Here is an 18,311-nt window from a genome sequence, read left to right on the forward strand (position 1 = left end):
GATAAAAAGATGTCAAATAGGAAAATGCTTAATATATTGGTTGATTTTATCTTAGCAAAAATATATAGCAAAATTGGGGGCACTCTAAACATCTGCAATATTTTATTTTATTGGCTTAATTTTGGTTATTTATGATCTCTATGAAGGTGAAATGCATTTATAAATTGTCTGACAATATTTAAAAGTTACTTATTTAAGCTAATATTTTATTATGTCAGAAATGCTTGACAAGTCTGACAATTAATTATAATATTGTCAGACATACTTATAAAAGGAGGTTGACAATGACAGACGAGATTGATTTTGGCTTCTTTAATTTAGGGGCGTTTTTATTCTGTGGGTCTAATCTCAGGCTATATGACATTGTCGGCCTGGATTTCACTCCTAAAAAATTTTTGGAGGTGAGAGTGTAATGCAAATTTTTTTAGATACTGCGAAAATTGACGAAATTAGAAAGTTGGCTCCCACTGGTGTGGTAGACGGCGTAACCACAAATCCATCACTTCTTGCAAAGGCTGGCTGCAAGGACATCAATGGAGTCATAAAGGAGATCTGCTCGCTGGTCAAGGAGCCTGTCAGCGTGGAGGTTATAGGAACCGAATCAGATCAGATGATAAAAGAGGCAAGGGAGTATTCATCCTGGAAGCTAAATACTGCTGTAAAGATCCCAATGACAGAAGAGGGCCTGAAGGCCGTGAGCGTTTTGTCAAAGGAGGGCATTAAGACGAACGTTACACTTGTATTCTCTGCCAGTCAGGGGCTCCTTGCGGCTAAGGCTGGGGCTACCTTCGTGAGCCCCTTTGTGGGAAGGTTAGACGACATATCTCAAGACGGCATGGCAGTTGTAAGAGACTTGGCGCACATATTCAAGATATATGGAATAACTACCAGGATTATTGCAGCAAGTATAAGGCATCCTATTCATGTAATAGAGTCTGCAAAAGCAGGCTCTCATATAGCTACTGTCCCCACAAAGGTTCTGGAGGCAATGTTCAGGCATCCGTTGACCGACATTGGCATTGAGAAATTTCTAAGCGATTGGAAAGGGCTTCAGGAGTCAAAATAGTTAGATAAATAAAAATAATGAGGTGAAATAATGAATATAAAATATACGAATTTTTTGGATTTAAGCTATACCCCTAAGAAAAGCGACGTATTGGCGGCCTTTTATGTGGAGCCTGCTGCGGGAACGGATATAAAAGAGGCGGCCGGAGCCGTGGCATCTGAGTCATCTATAGGCACCTGGACAGATCTTGCCACTATGAAACAGAGCATCTGGGACGAGCTAAGGGCAAGGGTATATTCAATAGAGGGCAATGTAGCAAGGATAGCCTATCCAGAGGTTCTCTTCGAGGCTGGAAATATCCCGCAATTCTTGAGTAGCGTTGCAGGGAATGTATTTGGAATGAGGGCGGTAGAGAATCTGAGGCTATTAGACATTGTTCTTACCCAAAAATTTTTAGATGACTTAAAGGGACCTGCCTTTGGAGTAGATGGCGTAAGAGGCGCATTAGGTGTAATGGATAGGCCATTAGTAGGCACAATTGTCAAGCCAAAGCTTGGCTTAGATCCCAGAGAACAGGCAAATGTAGTGTATGAATCGCTCGTTGGAGGCCTGGATCTGGTAAAAGACGATGAGAACCTGACCCATCAAGACTTTTCTAACTTTGACGAGAGGGTAAGGTATTCTCTTGATGCGGTTAGGCGCGCTGAAGAGGAGACGGGCGAAAAGAAGGCGTATCTGCCAAACGTTACAGCTCCCACTGAGGAGATGCTTAGAAGGACGGCTCTTGTGAAGAAAGAGGGCGGAAAGTATGCGATGGTAGATGTGGTGACCACAGGTTTTGCAGGAGTGCAGAGTCTTAGGGATTCGAACTGTGGGTTGATATTGCACGCTCACCGAGCTATGTTTGCAAGTTTTGCAAGAAATAAGAGACATGGAATTCATATGCTGGTTTTATCAAAGCTATTAAGGTTTGCGGGTATGGATCAGCTTCATATTGGCACTGTAGTAGGTAAGATGGAAGGAGACAGAGACGACGTACTGGTGTGTCATGAAGCCCTTGGATCTAGTGAAGAGGTGAATGTAAGGACATATCTGCCACATCAAAATTGGGGTGATATGAAGAGCGTTTTCTCTGTGGCATCGGGAGGCCTTCACCCAGGACATACGGCAGATCTATTTAGGATATTTGGGAAGAATGCCGTGTTTCAGTATGGCGGCGGGGTTCACGGACACCCTGAGGGAACCAGAATGGGGGCAAGGGCTGTAAGAGATGCAATTGAATGCGTGGTAAAAGGCAGGTCTCTAAAGGAAGGTGCCAGAAGCAGCAAGGCTCTTGAGGTAGCACTGACAAAGTGGGGAGGTGCTTAAGGTGAGTGTGGATCCTGTCTTTATTGGGATAGCTGGAGATAGCGGCGCTGGAAAGAGCACCTTTGTGAGGGATATCGCTGCTCTTCTGGGAAGAGACAAGGTAAGAACCGTTTCTTTTGATGACTATCACTCTCTGGATAGGGTCGAGAGAAAGGCTGTGGGGATTACTCCTCTTCATCCAAGGGCAAATAATCTGGGCCTTGCAATCGAGCATCTATTTTTACTAAAGCAGGGTAAAAAGGTCTTAAAGCCTGTATACGATCACTCTACTGGCAGTTTTGGCGACCCTGAATGGGTGGTTCCAATGCCTTACATAATATGCGAGGGTTTGCATCCATTTTTCTTCAAATCTCTGGCAGAGCTTTATGATATGAAGGTTTTCTATGACACCGACCTTGAGTTGAAATTTAACTGGAAGGTAAAAAGAGACACAGCAGAGAGGGGATATTCGGTAGAACAGGTTGCAAAGGAGATTAGACTCAGACAAAGAGATATCAGAAATTTTGTAGAGCCTCAGTGTGCGCTTGCAGATATAATAATCAAATTAAAGATTTCAAAAAATAGCTCTTCTGCAATTGGAGTTGACTGGAAAGAGCCAGTCGACGACCCATGGATAAAAAGATACCTGAAATCATGTAATTTTGATAATTGGCAGTGTTTCACTGAATGGTATGCGGGCAGAAAGATGAACGTTTTTGGGATATACAGCGACTTGATTCAGGATCAGCTAAAAGACATGGGATCTATATTCTCCATACGCCAGGACGTTTTATCCAAGGTTAAAGAGAAAGAGGTAGTGCCTTATAGGACTATGCTGGTCTTGTTCGCTGCCAGAATAAAACAGATCAGAGCATCTAAAGACAAAAATAGCGAGGTGGTGTTCCAAGATGCCGTTTAGCAGGATCGTGTATAAGCCAGAATACGATGAGCTTGAGAAAAAAGCCTTGATTATCAGAAAGAATATAGTAAAGATGATAGCCAAAGCTCAATCTGGACATCCTGGAGGCTCACTTTCCTGCGTGGATATCCTGACATCTCTATACTTCAGGATATTGAGAATCAGCCCAAAGCATCCCAAGGACCCCGAGAGGGATAGATTCATCCTATCAAAAGGCCATGCCGCCCCAGCCTTGTACGCCACCCTTGCCGAGACTGGATTTATCCCGTACGAATGGCTTGACGATCTTAGAAAGATTGGATCCCCCCTGCAAGGCCACCCTGATATGAAAAAGGTGCCAGGAGTCGAGATGTCGACAGGATCTTTGGGACAAGGCCTGAGCGTGGGCGTAGGGATGGCTCTTTCTGCAAAGATTCTGGAAAGCGGCTATAGGGTATTTGTTCTTCTTGGAGACGGAGAGTGTCAGGAAGGGCAGGTGTGGGAGGCCGCTATGTCGGCCTCTCATTACAAACTTACAAACATTGTGGCTATTATCGATAGAAATGGTTTACAGATTGATGGCTGCACAGAGGACGTTATGGGGGTCTCACCCCTGGGGGCGAAGTGGAAGGCTTTTGGGTGGACTGTAATAGAGGTGGACGGTCATGACTTTCTTGAGCTAATACCCGCTCTTGAGGCTATATCGTATACATCCAAGCCCACTGCGATAATTGCCAATACGGTAAAGGGTAAGGGTGTATGTTTTATGGAAAACAATGTGGATTGGCACGGAAAGGCTCCAAAGCCCGATCAATTAGAAGAGGCTCTGAAAGGTTTTGAAGGAGTTGAATTTGTGGAATCTGATGAGGTTGAGGTAGATTCCAGCAATTAAGAAGAAAATAAAGGAAAGGAGCTGTTCTGTGTGACCATTATATCTGATAGGGAGATTGCTACAAGAGAGGCATATGGAAGAGCGCTGGTAGAGCTTGGCAGGCAAAACAACAACGTAGTGGTTCTGGACGCTGATCTTGCCAAGTCTACTCAAACAATAAGATTTGCAAAAGAATTTCCAGATAGATTTTTCGATGTTGGTATTGCAGAGGCAAATATGATAGGCGTGAGCGCTGGATTGGCGGCTTGCGGGATGGTGGTTTTTTGTTCATCTTTTGCAATATTTGCTACCCAAAGGGTGCTAAATCAAATCTTTCAATCGATAGCATATACGAATCTTAATGTAAAGATTGCTGCAAGCCATGCAGGGATTACGGTGGGCGAGGACGGAGCTACCCATCAGTCAATCGATGACATATCAATAATAAGGTCTGTTCCAAATATGACAATTATTGTCCCCGCTGATGCTCATGAAGCTTATGAGGCTACCTTTGCAGCCGCGAACTTCGAGGGTCCTGTATATCTAAGGCTTAGCAGGATGGCTACTCCAGTAGTCACTCCTCCAGGCAAGCCCTTTGAGATTGGAAAGGCTATTACTCTTCGAGAGGGAAAAGATATTACCATAGCTGCTTGCGGAATAATGGTTTATGAGGCGCTTGGAGCTGCTGAGAAGCTTTCTGGCTTAGGCGTGGAAGCAGAGGTAATAAATTTTAATACCATTAAACCATTTGACAGAGAAACTCTTGTGGAGTCTTTGATCAAAACAAGAGCTGCATTGAGCGTTGAAGAGCACAGCATAATAGGCGGACTGGGGAGTGCGGTCGCTGAGTGCATTTGTGAAGAATTTCCTGTAGCTATGTCAAGGATGGGCATAAGGGATCAGTTCGGCCAGTCAGGCAAGCCTGCGGATCTTCTAAGGCAATACCAGCTTACATCAGAGGATATAGCAAAAGAAGCGCTGAGGCTTTTAGAGACGAGGAGAAAGGCAAACGAGATTTACGAGATATCAGCATCAACTAAGAGTGACTTTGGAGCCTTAGAATCAGAAGTTGATGGAGGGATGTCAGATGAGAATAGCAATTAACGGTTTTGGAAGAATTGGACGTTTGGTTACCAGAATTGCAAGCGATGAGAGAGATATTGACGTAGTGGCGATAAACAGTTCGAAAAATACCGCTATGTTGGCCAATTTATTAAAGCATGACTCTGTATATAGATCTTTTGACAAGGAAGTAGCTTATGATAGCGAGTCTCTGTATATAAACAACAAGAGAATTCTCATTTTTGAAGAAAGAGCTGACATTACCAGACTCCCCTGGAAAGATCTGGGGATTGAGGCGGTAGTAGAGTCGACCGGTAAATTTACTAAAAGAGATGATGCGTACAAGCACGTTGTTGCAGGATGCAAAAAGGTACTTATTAGTGCTCCAAGCAAAGATGCAGAAGTTATGGTGGTATACGGGGTAAATCATAAAGATATATCCCCTTCTCACGAGGTCATTTCGGCAGCGTCTTGCACGACCAATTGCCTGGCGCCTGTTTGTAAAGTTTTAAACGATGAGTTTGGAATTGAAAAGGGGACAATGACTACAGTTCACGCGTACACGTCCGATCAAAGGCTGTTGGACGGCACGCACAAAAAAGATCCAAGAAGGGCAAGGGCTGCTGCTATAAATATGATTCCCACTTCTACAGGAGCTGCAAGGGCTATTGGAAAGATATTTCCAGAGCTTGAAGGCCAGTTGGACGGCATATCCCTGAGAGTGCCTGTTCCGACGGCTTCCATAATAGATCTATCTGTGAATCTTAGAAATAGTCCTGAGATCTCAGACATAAAAGAAGCCTTCAAAAGTTATTCCGAAGGCTCAATGAGAGGCATTTTGCATTATTCAGAAGAGCCCTTGGTTTCAAGCGATATTATAGGCAGCAGATATTCTTCTATTGTAGACGGACAATTGATATCAAAAATTCAAGATATTTACAAGATATTTTCCTGGTATGACAATGAATTTGGCTATGCCAGCAGAATTGTCGACCTGACAAAGTTTATATCGGGAGGGTGTGATCCATGTGACAGGGTTTGACAGGGCATCTTTGCTTGATTATCCAATATACGGACTTCAGGGAAAAAGAGTTTTTGTGAGAGCAGATCTAAACGATCCTGCCGACTCAGATGGTAACCTGACTGGAGATATGAGGCTGAGGGCAGTAGCACCCACACTGGCGTATCTATGCGCTGCAAAGGCGAAGGTGATTCTGGCCTCTCACTTTGGGAGACCAAAGAATAAAGAATCCAATTTTTCTTTAAAGGGAGTAAGAAAAAAGCTCTCTGGAATGCTGAACATTAATATAAACTTTATTGCTGAGTGTGCGGGGGGAGAGTTAGAGAACTTTATTTCAAATGACTTAAAAGATGGCGAGATTTTGCTAATGGAAAACCTTCGATTTTGTCCGGGCGAGACGAAAAACGATATGCAATATGCGAGATATCTGGCATCGCTATCTGATATATTTGTCCAGGAGGCTTTTGGTGCATGTCATAGGGAGCACGCTTCTATAGCATCTGTGCCAAAACTCTTGCCTTCTTTTGCAGGATTTTTACTTGAAAAGGAGGTTACTGCCTTGAGCAAGATTCTGAAAAGTCCAGAAAGACCATTCCTCCTGATTTTAGGGGGTAAAAAGGTTTCAGATAAGATAAGGCTTATCAATAATATGATCGAGAAGGTAGACGCTATTTGTATTGGCGGCGGAATGGCTTTTGCCTTTTTGAGAGCAAATGGATACGATGTGGGCAAATCCTTTGTAGAAGAATCGATTGATGACGTGGCGCGTCAAATACTTTATAAAGCTGGAGAGATGGGAAAGAAGATAATTTTGCCAGTAGATGTAATGATGACAAGGGATATAATTAGCGGCAGCGATTGTAGGCTTGTCGATGCTTCAAGAATACCTGCAGATTGGTATGGAGTGGACATTGGACCTAAAACTCTGGAAATTTTCAAAGAGGAGATATTGAAGGCAAAGACTATCTTGTGGAATGGCCCAATGGGAGTTTTTGAGATCCCTGAATTCTCGTGGGGTTCAAGGGCACTTGCTTTAGCGGTGGCGCTAAGCGATGCAACAAGCGTTTGTGGTGGCGGTGACACAGCAGACGTTTTGAGGTTAACGAATATGGTGAATTACTTTTCTCACGTCTCTACTGGTGGCGGAGCAGCCTTGAAATTTCTCGAAGGTGAAAAGCTGCCTGGAATTGACGCCCTTCCTAAAATAATGTAGGGTTTTAACTTGTAAAACATAAAAATAATGTTGGAAGAGGGTTAGAATTATGAAAATAGAAAAGGGAATAGATCTGAGCAGATTTATACTTGAGGAAGAGAAAAGATATTCTAAGGCATCAGGGGCTCTATCGCGCATACTTATCTCAATAGAGAATGCGACCAAGATAATATCATCTCATATTAGAAAAGCTGGAATTGTGGACGTTCTGGGCAAAGTAGGCAGGATAAACGTTCAGGGTGAAGAGGTCCAAAAATTAGATGAGCTGGCAAACAACTGGCTGGTGGAACACCTTGCCTCTACTGGCGACTTCTTTGCTGTGGTATCAGAAGAGATGGAAAAGGCCTATTTCCCTGAGAATGGGAAGGATGGAAAATACGTTATCAGTCTTGACCCTTTGGACGGGTCATCCAATGTGGACGTGAATATAAGCGTGGGCACGATATTTTCAATTTACAAGAGAATATCTGACGATGACACTTCATTTCTCCAGGAAGGCAGAAAACAGGTGGCTGCGGGCTACGTAATTTACGGCTCATCAACTATGATGGTATATTCCACAGGGAACGGCGTAAACGGTTTTACCTTAGATCCTGGTGTGGGCTCATATATTCTGTCTCATCCTGACATAAAGATACCTGTAAAAGGCAAGATATATGCCTTCAACGAGTCAAATTACAAAAGATGGTCAGACGGCTTAAGAAACTATGTGGACACTGTAAAAGAAAAAGGGTATGCGCAAAGATATGTGGCTACAATGGTAGCAGACGTTCACAGAACTCTTTTAAAGGGCGGAATATTCGCATATCCAGCGGATAGCACAAATAAAAATGGAAAAATAAGGCTGCTCTATGAAGCCAACCCATTGGGATTTTTGGTGGAGCAATCGGGCGGCATTGCCAGCAATGGCATCACCAGAATTTTAGATGTGAAGCCAGAGTATCTTCACCAAAGAACGCCTATCTTTATGGGCAGCAAGGCCGATATGGAAGAATTTCTGGAGATAACTAAAGAAGGGTAAAAATAAAAAATTGATGTTCTTTATGAAGGGATTTTTGATATTATTTAAGTATATAAATTTTCTTTAAGGAGATTAAGATGAAGATTTCAATTGCCACAGATCACGGAGCCTTTGATCTGAAGAATGAGATTAAAAGTTATTTTGAATCTATCGGACATGAGGTGATTGATTTTGGATGTTTTAGCGATGAGAGTGTGGATTATCCGCCAATCATAGCTAAGGCTGCAAGCGCGGTGTCTACCGGAAGGTGTGAGAGGGGGATAGTATTGTGCGGTTCTGGAATCGGCGCATCAATTGTCGCAAATAAGATAAATGGCATTAGGTGTGCTCTGGTTTATGCGCCAGAGCTTGCAAGGCTCTCAAGAGAGCACAACAACGCAAATATGATAGCCCTTGGCGGCAGGTTTACCGATTTCGATGCTGCAAAAGAGCTTGTAGATATATTCTTAAATACCGAGTTTCAAGGCGGCAGACATCTTAGAAGAGTAGAGCAGATTATGGAATTGGAAAAATTTTTATAAATTTTGGAGGCTATGTATGTTAATATCTGGATCTATACTGTCAGCAGACTTTTTAAATTTTGAAGATAATATAAGAAAATTAGAGCCATACGCTGACGCTTGGCATGTGGACGTTATGGATGGTCACTATGTGCCCAATATATCTTTTGGACCGCAGTTCGCTGCCTTTTTGGCTAAGTGCTCGAAGCTGCCCGCGTCTGTACACCTAATGGTAAAAGAGCCAGAAAAATTTGTAAGTCTAATCCCGAAAACAGTACAAGAGGTCACATTTCACCAAGAGGCCACCGTTTCTCCGGTAAGATTTTGTACAATGCTCAAGGAGATGGGCTTCTTGCCCGGGGTTAGCATTGGACCTGGAGTGCACGAGAGTTCCATACTGGAAATATTGCCGTTTGTACACCACGTTCTCTTTATGAGCGTGGAGCCTGGATTCGGGGGGCAGACCTTTATAGAACCAGTATTCGAAAAGATAAGGAGGCTAATTGGACTGTACCCGAATAGAAGTTTTGAGATTTGGGTTGATGGTGGGGTGGATATGTTCTGGGGAGAGAAGCTAAAGGAAATTGGTGTAGATTTGGCTGTGATGGGCAGTGCATTTTTCAAGGCAAAAGACCCCAACGAGTTCAGAAGGCTTAGGACATAGACTTTGATATGAAACAAGATAGTGTATAATGTATAGACTAAATTTCTACATTATATTTTAGGAGAGAAAATTGGAGACATTTCTCATATCACTGTTCATTGGCCTCGTAATTGGGGTCGCGCTATATTTTATTAGAAATAGAAAAAAAGTTAGTTAAATATCTGATTCTTAACGTCTATAACTTCATCTCTTTCTATTGGATGATTTATCAAGGCATCAAGGGCTCTCAATGCAGAGCCGCTGTGAATCGGGTTTTTATCTACTGAGCCCATTATTTTCTTCGCGTACTCTTCAAGGAAGTATTCATATTTTATTTCCTCAGGGAAATTTCTCAAAAGTTCCATCATGCCCATAAAGATATATGGCCCTGGTGCTGATGTGGGCATATCTAAGAGATACTCGACCTGATCGTATAAGCCAGTTTCGCTTTTAACCTCGAAAAAGCCACTTTTTCCTCTATTCCAGAATTTATTCAGTGCCATGTCTATAACCTTCTTTGCTGAGTTAAGATATTTCTCTTCCCTGGTTAGGTCGAATAATTTCAGCAGGCTGTAGCCAAAGTATGCATAATCAGGCAATATGCCCGGTTTGTTTTTTGACCTTAGGAGTTGTGAGCTTTCAAGTCTGGCAGAGAGCAACATATCTGCAGTTTTTATTGCGCTGTCCAAGAAATATTTGTCCGATGTGGCATGATAGCCTTCACAAAATGCCTCTATTACAAGAGAGTTTACATCGGTATATATAGTTCTGTCTACAAATTTTTTGCCATTTATCTTTGAATTGGAAGCGTAGAAGCCGCCCTCTTCAGATTCATTTGCTGAAAAATATTTTTTAAATTGATTTATCGTATCCTTTAAGTCTGCGCTAACAAAGGTTCTAAATGCCTTGGAATACAATCTAAATAACTCGGCGTTATCGACAGTGGTCTTTTCTTCTCTTGTGCACTTCCACATATCATCGGCCGAACACCTGAAGAAGCCGCCCTCTTCTTTGTCGTGAATTCCGCCTTTTGCCATGCTTCTCAGAACAAGCAAAATAGCCTTTTTAATCTCTTCCTTTGTATCATCTTGAGCTTCGTAAATATATTGACTTACCATTGTTTCAAATAGGGATGGGAAATAAAATTTCTGGTCTAAAGCTATGCTGCCCGAAACATCATCCCAATTTTCAAGCACTTCCATTACAGAAAAGTGTATTATGTTATTATCAATTCCCATTGGTTCGGTATGAAAGTGTTTTTGGATCAATTCCTCGTTGTTTTTTGAAAGCTCTTCTATCTTTTCTCTTGCCTCTTTGAACATCCCCAATACCCTGTCAAGTATATCTTTGAATCCAATTTCCTCATTAGTTTTTCTATAAACAAAACCGTAGAAAGCTCTTCCTTCGGGAGTGAGGAATACTATCAGCGGCCATCCAGAATCTTTCATAATTACCGATATGCCTTCTTGATAGCGCCTGTCTACCTCCGGGTGTTCATCTCTGTCTACAAGCACAGAAACGAAATTTTTATTTAGAAATTCTGCAACGTTTGGATCAAGAAATAACTCATTTGCTATCTGGTGGCACTCTTCGCACCAAAGGGCACAGGAAATAAGAAGGATTGGCTTATCCTCATTTTTAGCCTTTTCAAAGCATTCCTTTGACCATGGGTACCAGTTAACAAGATCGTCTTTATGTAAGCTTAGAAATTCGCTATCTACATTTGAGAGCTTATTCATTTTTAAACCTCCGATTAATAGCAAAAAATATTTTTTACAAGACTACATTATACATTAAGTAAAAGCTTAAAGGGTAAAATGGCGTGAAATAATATATTATTCTTTATTGAAGCTTATATATAATAGTTTATTGTAATTTTATTATATTTAACACGCTGCCGTAAAGAGACGAATCATCGCCAAGGGAGCTTTTTACTATCTTTATCTTATTTATCGGAGCCATTTTTACGTGGTTTGTCGCAAAATTTCTAATTTCATCTATGATATATTCTTGATTTGTAAGGCCTCCGCCCAAAACTACGCATTCAGGGGAGAGCACTGTGATGACGTTACTGATTCCAATGCCCATATATGTAATGGCTTTATTTAGGATTTTCCAGGAAATGTCATCGCCCTGGCTGGATGCCAAGAAAACATCCTGTGCATTTATCGTGCCATTTTTTTTGTAAATTTCGTAAAGAATGCCAGATTTTCTAACCAAGGCTTTCGAAAGAGCATCTCTTGAGATGGCATAGCCTGAAGAAACTGCCTCCAGACATCCTTTGCTCCCGCATCTGCACTTTGGACCATTTAAGAGGACTATCTGGTGTCCAAATTCTCCTGCGCTATCCTCGAAACCTCTATAAATCTTACCATTTATGATTATCCCTCCGCCTATTCCTGTGGAGAGCGTAAAGTAAACTATGTTTTTATAACCTTTTCCTGAACCAATTTTATATTCTGCAAGGGCGGCTGCATTTGCGTCGTTCTCCAGGCATACATGGGTGTCAAATTTATCTTTAAAGAATTCACTAACTCTTATCTCACTCCAACCAGGTAAATTTGGTGGATTTTTTACTATGCCCATCTTTGTGTCGCATGGACCAGGAGCTGATATGCCAATTGCAAACTTTAAGTTAGACTTTTTTAAATCCTGTACTTTATTGGAAATTTCTTCCAGCAATTCTTTAGGATTCTTTTCATAAAGAGGCGTTTCTATGATCGACTTCTCTTCTAGTCTCAAATTCTCTGAAAAACGGGCAACTCTTGTTCTCGTGCCGCCGATATCGATGCCTATATAATATTCAAATTCAAGTTTGCTATTCATAATACGAATACTATATATTATTTTTATTTTTTTGTAAAAAGTGACATATTTAAGAGTGAATTGTAAGTTTTAGAAAATATGTAGTAAATTATTATTTAATATTAAATCGCTATAAAAAAGAGGTGATTGTTGTGATAGATTATTATAAATTTGGATCTATAAAGATAAATGGAACAGAGTATGAAAAAGATCTGGTCTTTACAAAGGATGAGGTACTCGTTTATCCGTGGTGGAGGAAAGAAGGACATGCCTTCTCTCTTGCTGACATCGAAAACATATTGAATAGGGTAGAAAATGTTACACATATAATATGTGGGACGGGCGCATATGGTATGGTAAGGGTTGAAGATGATCTGATCAGATATTTTAAGGGTGTAAAAAAAGAAGTTTTGTTATATGATACGAAGAAAGCTGCCGATAAGTTTAACGAGTTTGTGAGTGATGGGATGGCGCCCCTGGCACTCTTTCACCTTACGTGCTGAGCTTATTGATTGTTTAACTTTTTTGGTATATCATTATGAAAAGTAATCCAAAATTAAGGGAGAAAAAAGTGAATAAAAGAGGGGTAACTCTGATAGAGCTTTTGATCACTTCTGTTTTTTTACTTTTTGCTCTTATTGCGCTGGCCTGGGGTCTGTCGTCATCTCTGAAGGCATCTGCAAACAACTATATTTTAAACCAGGCTAATATACTTGCTGATTCTCAAATGGAGAGCTTGAGGGCTCTTAGTTTGGGCAGTTCTGTAAATATCCAAAATTCAAATGATTGTGTTAACAATGGCAGTATATGCTTTAAATTGAGTGCTGTGCGCTCAAAAGATCCCAATTCTAGTTGTGATTTGTTAAACGTAACTGTCAGCGATACAGCGTCTCCTGCAAGGTTCCAAAATATCAATTTGCAATCTGAGGCCTGCCAATGAGGAAAAAGGGTGGCTTTACTCTTACCGAGCTCTTGGTGGTTATAGTAATAGCATCGATGATAGCTATTGCTGTAATATATGCTCTTTCAAGCGGCGGCAAATCCTTTGTTAAAAATCAGGAGATAGACAACATATCTATTAGCGTTCCAAATATTCTTTATGGTATGTCAAGGGAGATTAGAGAAGCTGGATATATAAATCTTCAGATAAGCCCTGGCACTACCGTAAATGCAAATGTGGTCTGCGCTCAGGGCAGCTCTGGCTACATATCGTTTAATCTGGATGTGCCCAATTCAGGAAATCCCGATGGGACTGGCGCATATAGTGTAGTGAAATATCAATTGCAAAATGGAAACCTGTCAAGGTGTGTGAATAGCACAAGCTGTTCAGTTATCAACCCTCCAAATGTGGTCTTTACGGTATTCTCTCCTGTATTGGGTTCGGTAAATTCAAGCGCTAATTTTGTCCCAAATCAGGTGGACTCCTCTGGAAACTATAACGTGGTCCAGATTGTTATAACTGCGAATTTAAAATCGAGCAATAATTCTTATACTTTTACAAAGGAAGTGAAGCTCAGAAATGTTCAGTAAAAGATTTTCTGACAAGAACGGGTTCGCTTTGCCGATTGCTATTGGAGCGATGGTTTTTTTCATAATAGTAATCGGAGTATGGGCAGCTCTGAACCTTTCTTTGTTCAAGACCTCTTCAGCACAGACCTCTTCTATTCGCGCTTTGTCTGCCTGCGAAGAGGGGATATCTTATGCTATAAATCAATTGGATTCCAATCCGGCTTACACGGGAGGTTCTTATACTTCAAAGGAAGGACTTAGCGTAGCTATAGTCGTTGCAGCGACATCTCCCAAGACTGTTACTGCTACTGTAAGTAGTCCTGTGCACAGAAGCGTCAGAGTGCTGGTTCAGGGTTCTGGCAGCGTGATTCCTGGTCCGGTAATTTCTAATGGTGACATAAGAATTAACGGCAAGCAAAATCTGTTGGATGCTGGCAACTCTGGCATTCCTGGAGCTCTGTATACTGGCTCGATTACAAATCATGCTGGCGCAACTATAAACGGACCAGCACAACAGATAACAAGCTTTAGTCCATATAGCACTGCGGTAACCAGTGTGGTTTCGAACATTGTAAAATCTAATCAAATACCCAGCACGCCAACCCTTCCAACTGGATATACCACACTAACCAATCCAACGTGTGGAGGCAGTTATACAGGAAATTATATCGTTAATAATCTAAGTTGCTCTATAAATGTTACCGGGAATCTCATTTTAAATGGAAACATTAATATAAATAACTCCTCTACTATTTCCGTATCCGGAGGAAACCTATGGATTCCTGCAACAAATATAAACACTAATGCACCAACAACTATTTCGGTTAGCAATGGGAATCTTATCACAAGCAGCCAGATAAACCTTAATGGCTCAATATCGGTAAACAACGGTAGCTACTGGTCAAATAATTCTATAACCCTTAATACCAGCGGGTCCTCTGTTAATGTTAGCAGCGGAAACCTGTATTTAACTCAAGGCAGTTTGATACCAAATCAAAGCTCTGATCCAATTAATGTTTCGGGAAACATAATTTTAGCGACGGGAAACATTACTTTAAATAGCGCATCCAATATAAGCGGCAATATTTTACTTTATGGCAATGGAGCGACTTTTTTGGTGGATAGTTCTTCTACTGTTACTGGCAATATTTATCTCTTAGATGGTGATTTGACGCTTAATGGTCAAAGCACTTTAAATGTGGCCTTTCTTTATGTAGGTTCTGGTACTGTGAATAGCAATGGGTCAGTTAATGCAAACGGTGATAACAACAACGGGAATCTTATCTTAGATGGTGGAAATACAATAAATGGCTTTGTGTATACTGATGGACAATTTACTTCTAATGGTCATGATACGATAAACGGTGCACTTTGGGCAAATAATTATAACAACAGCAATGATCAGATTACGTTGGATGGAAATGACAGTATTATCTACAATCAAAACAATCTTATTTCTGCAGATAATCTATTGTCCCAATATATTACGACCAATGCAACTATAGTTAGCGGTTCATGGCATGAAATATACAATTAATTTTTAACTTAGCCTGCAAAAGAATTCCCAATTTCTGCAAATCTCTTTATTACTCAAAAACATTCCTAACAGTATCGCAAAGTTGTATTATGATTATAATCTAATTTGCATTGTTTGAAAGTGCTTATTTGTAGAATATATTGATGATTTTTTTATTTTGGTATATCATTAAAACAAGTAACCCAATACAAAGGGGGTGAAGCTCAGAAATGTTCAGTAAAAAACTTTCTGACAAGAGCGGATTCGCTTTGCCGATTGCTATCGGGGCTATGGTTTTTTTCGTAATAGTAATTGGAGTATGGGCAGCTTTGAATATATCTTTATTTAAAACCTCTTCTGCTCAAACGGGTTCTGTTCAGGCCCTGTCTGCGTGTGAAGAAGGAGTAGCTTATGCAACGGCCCAAAACCTGCCTTATGGCAGCTCGCAGTATACTTCGCGAGAAGGGCTGAGCGTAAATATAAGCGTGATAAATCCAGCTACTGCTTCAGGATATATTACGAAAATTATAACCGCTTCTGTAGGCGCACCACAAAAGAGATCTGTAACAGTTTATCTGGGAAACGCAATTCCGGGGGCAGTTATAGCAAATGGGGATATAAATATGAACAGTAACTCAACTATTACTACAAACAATCCGAATATACCAGGCGCACTGCTCAGCGGGACTTTATCGAAAGATTCAAACTCATCTGTTATAGGACCCCAACAGCATCTTCCTGACTTTACGCCTTACAAAAACGCTATTCATCAAGTAGTCAGCAGTATGACACCGAGCATTCCTGCTGCGCCCACAAACTATACTACACTTTCAAATCCTACTTGCGGTCAAACGTTGACTGGAAATTATATCTTGACGGATGGCAGCCTTAACAACAATAATTGCAACATTACAATAAACGGTGACCTTGTCATAAGCTCTTCGAATTTTTCAGTCAATAACGGCAGTTCTCTTACAGTGAATGGGAACATGTGGTCAAATGCGGTGAACTTAAATTCAAACGCTGACTTAATAGTTAGCAAGAGTTTGTATGCAAACGGCAGCGTAACAGATAGCGCGAATTCACAGATTAGCATAGGTGGCAATATTATTTTGACAGGCAGCAATTCAAATCTCATCTTAAATAGCAATTCTGATGCGATTTCAGGAAACATCATCACAACGGGAAACAATACCTCTGTAACTTTTAACAGTAATTCTACCATTAATGGCAATATTATAATTTCTGACGGTAACCTGAATATCAATTCTAATGTGAATGGCTTGAGCGGACTGGTTTACGTCGGGAATAGCGCTGGCTCTTCTTCTTTAGGAAATCTGACTATCAGTAGTAACAACACTATAAATGGTCTTGTATATGCCTCAGGCTCTGCCCAAATAGGAGAAACAACTGTGCAGATGAATTCTAATTCAAATATAAACGGTGCCTTGCTGGTAGAGAGCGGAAACTTGCAAGTAAATGCCGGCAGTGAAATAGTGTATAATCCTGCTACTTTCAGCAATATAACCAATCTTTTGTCAAATTATTTAAGCTCACCTATTATTACTGGTTCATGGCATGAACCTTTGGTTTAATATTAATTTTCATTTTTGTAATATAATATATGTTTATGATTACGGGCGAAATTTAAGGGGTATATTATGTTTTGTAGCTTAAAAAAGAATAAAAGGGGCTTCACACTAATAGAGCTGATGGTGGCGGCTGTTCTTCTTACCTTTGGCCTTATGACTCTTGCAATGTCTTTGTTTGGATCTATAAGAGCTCAAGAGGCAGCGGCTCAGCAAACAAATGCTCAAGGGCTGGTGAACCAAAAGTTAGCTCAACTATCAGCTATGGCAAATCTTCAAAATAGCTCCGATGTGGCCGTTGGTTGGAATGCCCTCCTGGCTCAAAATGGAGTGACAGAAATAGTAAAGATAAATCATTCCCTTAATGGAAAAAGAACCACTACTGTTTCGGATAATAGTTCGGGCACACAGTATGAATATGCTGCTGTAACTATTAGCGTTAGCTGGAATTGCGGCAAGCCTGGAGGGGCGCTTTGCCAGGTCCAGGGATTTGAGCGTATTGACAAGCCTCAGGCAGTTTCACCGTGAGAAAAAAATCTGGCTTCACTCTTATCGAGTTAATGGTAACACTGACTATACTTGTGATAATCACAGCGGGAGTTACAGTGCTTCTTATCAATGCAAACAACACGCTTATCTCATCCCAAAACAGAAACATTACGAGCTCTGCTATCTCTACAGTTCAAACTCTTATGTCAAAAGATCTTGCTCTGGCCGGCAGGGGTGTAAATCTGGACGTTGGTCAAAGTATGGCAAATTCTACTACTTTCGTGCCTGTCCAGACTGCTGGCGGGATAATCAGATTTAAGACTGCATGCGTTTATTATAATAGCTCAAATCAATACAATACTTCGTATCAGATTGGGACAGATCCAAACAACCCTGTGTATGACATTTCCTGTACTGTAAGCGATCTGGCGCCCAGGAAAGAGATAGAATATAGTTTAGAAAACAATTCAGATGGCTCAAAAAGCCTTCACAGAATCGTGACCTTTTATCAATCAGACTGGGCCACAGTGGTGGGAAACCCAATAGATAATACAGTGACACCGAAGAATGTAAACGTAATAAGCATCGCGCCTACCTGCTATAACTATTGTAGCAATTCGACGTGCTCTTCTATAGTGAATCCTCCAAATTCTGTTTCTTGTTCTATAAATAATACCAATCCAGTGGATCTGAGTAAAAACGTTCAAAGCATTCAGATATCGGTTACCTTGGAAGCAGATACCAAAGTTAATGCTTCACTAAGAGGGAGTCAAACAGGGGCATTTCAGGTTACTCCAATCTTTCTTGTAAGGGGGAATTAA

The 18,311-nt window shown here is 41.0% G+C and carries 20 protein-coding genes; 18 read left to right on the top strand and 2 right to left on the bottom strand.

All coding sequences use genetic code 11. The features are described 5' to 3' along the window. Positions 1-284: 284 nt before the first annotated feature. The 11 genes from V4762_RS01090 (at position 285) to V4762_RS01140 (ending at position 9,603) form a co-directional block, all read left to right on the top strand. Positions 285-413: a hypothetical protein gene (locus tag V4762_RS01090; RefSeq protein ID WP_347313922.1), complete on the top strand. Its 129-nt coding sequence runs from the start codon at positions 285-287 to the stop codon at positions 411-413. Further along, positions 413-1,066 carry a fructose-6-phosphate aldolase gene (fsa, locus tag V4762_RS01095; RefSeq protein ID WP_347313923.1) on the top strand — a complete coding sequence of 218 codons (654 nt, stop codon included), beginning with the start codon at positions 413-415 and terminating at the stop codon, positions 1,064-1,066. The genes V4762_RS01090 and fsa overlap by 1 nt, the downstream gene beginning before the upstream one ends. Before the next feature lie 30 nt (positions 1,067-1,096). Then, positions 1,097-2,374 (top strand): type III ribulose-bisphosphate carboxylase, encoded by a 1,278-nt coding sequence (gene rbcL, locus V4762_RS01100; RefSeq protein WP_347313924.1) that lies wholly within the window; start codon positions 1,097-1,099, stop codon positions 2,372-2,374. A 1-nt stretch (position 2,375) separates the two neighbouring features. Further along, a complete protein-coding gene (locus tag V4762_RS01105) occupies positions 2,376-3,272 on the top strand; it encodes a phosphoribulokinase (RefSeq protein ID WP_347313925.1) in 897 nt (298 codons plus the stop codon). Next, positions 3,262-4,143, top strand: a complete 882-nt coding sequence (locus tag V4762_RS01110) for a transketolase (protein WP_347313926.1) — start codon at positions 3,262-3,264, stop codon at positions 4,141-4,143. Before V4762_RS01105 ends, V4762_RS01110 begins: the two co-directional genes overlap by 11 nt. A gap of 30 nt (positions 4,144-4,173) precedes the next feature. Next, positions 4,174-5,226 carry a transketolase family protein gene (locus V4762_RS01115; RefSeq protein ID WP_347313927.1) on the top strand — a complete coding sequence of 351 codons (1,053 nt, stop codon included), beginning with the start codon at positions 4,174-4,176 and terminating at the stop codon, positions 5,224-5,226. Continuing rightward, positions 5,210-6,226 (top strand): type I glyceraldehyde-3-phosphate dehydrogenase, encoded by a 1,017-nt coding sequence (gene gap / locus V4762_RS01120; RefSeq protein WP_347313928.1) that lies wholly within the window; start codon positions 5,210-5,212, stop codon positions 6,224-6,226. The genes V4762_RS01115 and gap overlap by 17 nt, the downstream gene beginning before the upstream one ends. Further along, positions 6,213-7,418 carry a phosphoglycerate kinase gene (locus V4762_RS01125; protein WP_347313929.1) on the top strand — a complete coding sequence of 402 codons (1,206 nt, stop codon included), beginning with the start codon at positions 6,213-6,215 and terminating at the stop codon, positions 7,416-7,418. The genes gap and V4762_RS01125 overlap by 14 nt, the downstream gene beginning before the upstream one ends. Positions 7,419-7,467: 49 nt before the next feature. Next, positions 7,468-8,439, top strand: a complete 972-nt coding sequence (fbp, locus tag V4762_RS01130; protein WP_347313930.1) for a class 1 fructose-bisphosphatase — start codon at positions 7,468-7,470, stop codon at positions 8,437-8,439. Positions 8,440-8,516: 77 nt separating this feature from the next. Continuing rightward, positions 8,517-8,960 carry a ribose 5-phosphate isomerase B gene (gene rpiB / locus V4762_RS01135; protein ID WP_347313931.1) on the top strand — a complete coding sequence of 148 codons (444 nt, stop codon included), beginning with the start codon at positions 8,517-8,519 and terminating at the stop codon, positions 8,958-8,960. Between the two features lie 16 nt (positions 8,961-8,976). After that, positions 8,977-9,603: a ribulose-phosphate 3-epimerase gene (locus V4762_RS01140; RefSeq protein WP_347313932.1), complete on the top strand. Its 627-nt coding sequence runs from the start codon at positions 8,977-8,979 to the stop codon at positions 9,601-9,603. A gap of 149 nt (positions 9,604-9,752) precedes the next feature. Here the strand turns inward: V4762_RS01140 and V4762_RS01145 are convergent, their stop codons facing one another. Both V4762_RS01145 and V4762_RS01150 read right to left on the bottom strand, forming a co-directional pair. Further along, positions 9,753-11,321 (bottom strand): DUF255 domain-containing protein, encoded by a 1,569-nt coding sequence (locus tag V4762_RS01145; RefSeq protein ID WP_347313933.1) that lies wholly within the window; start codon positions 11,319-11,321, stop codon positions 9,753-9,755. A gap of 127 nt (positions 11,322-11,448) precedes the next feature. Next, positions 11,449-12,408, bottom strand: coding sequence for an ROK family protein (locus tag V4762_RS01150; protein WP_347313934.1), 960 nt, complete (start codon positions 12,406-12,408; stop codon positions 11,449-11,451). 131 nt (positions 12,409-12,539) lie between these two features. Here V4762_RS01150 and V4762_RS01155 point away from each other — a divergent pair, with 131 nt between their 5' ends. The 7 genes from V4762_RS01155 to V4762_RS01185 all read left to right on the top strand — a co-directional run bounded on the left by V4762_RS01155 (position 12,540) and on the right by V4762_RS01185 (position 18,311). Further along, positions 12,540-12,890, top strand: coding sequence for an Mth938-like domain-containing protein (locus V4762_RS01155; RefSeq protein WP_347313935.1), 351 nt, complete (start codon positions 12,540-12,542; stop codon positions 12,888-12,890). Between the two features lie 68 nt (positions 12,891-12,958). Next, on the top strand, positions 12,959-13,327 hold the full coding sequence (locus V4762_RS01160; protein WP_347313936.1) for a type IV pilus modification PilV family protein: 369 nt from the start codon (positions 12,959-12,961) through the stop codon (positions 13,325-13,327). Further along, complete coding sequence (locus tag V4762_RS01165; RefSeq protein WP_347313937.1) at positions 13,324-13,917, top strand: PulJ/GspJ family protein; 594 nt, start codon at positions 13,324-13,326, stop codon at positions 13,915-13,917. Before V4762_RS01160 ends, V4762_RS01165 begins: the two co-directional genes overlap by 4 nt. Then, complete coding sequence (locus V4762_RS01170) at positions 13,907-15,433, top strand: hypothetical protein (protein ID WP_347313938.1); 1,527 nt, start codon at positions 13,907-13,909, stop codon at positions 15,431-15,433. The genes V4762_RS01165 and V4762_RS01170 overlap by 11 nt, the downstream gene beginning before the upstream one ends. A 209-nt stretch (positions 15,434-15,642) precedes the next feature. Then, a complete protein-coding gene (locus V4762_RS01175) occupies positions 15,643-17,007 on the top strand; it encodes an autotransporter outer membrane beta-barrel domain-containing protein (RefSeq protein ID WP_347313939.1) in 1,365 nt (454 codons plus the stop codon). A 66-nt stretch (positions 17,008-17,073) separates the two neighbouring features. Further along, a complete protein-coding gene (locus V4762_RS01180) occupies positions 17,074-17,529 on the top strand; it encodes a type IV pilus modification PilV family protein (protein WP_347313940.1) in 456 nt (151 codons plus the stop codon). After that, positions 17,526-18,311 (top strand): PilW family protein, encoded by a 786-nt coding sequence (locus V4762_RS01185; protein WP_347313941.1) that lies wholly within the window; start codon positions 17,526-17,528, stop codon positions 18,309-18,311. The genes V4762_RS01180 and V4762_RS01185 overlap by 4 nt, the downstream gene beginning before the upstream one ends.

This window comes from Thermodesulfobium sp. 4217-1 (genome assembly GCF_039822205.1).
In the GTDB taxonomy this organism is placed as follows: Bacteria; Thermodesulfobiota; Thermodesulfobiia; order Thermodesulfobiales; family Thermodesulfobiaceae; genus Thermodesulfobium.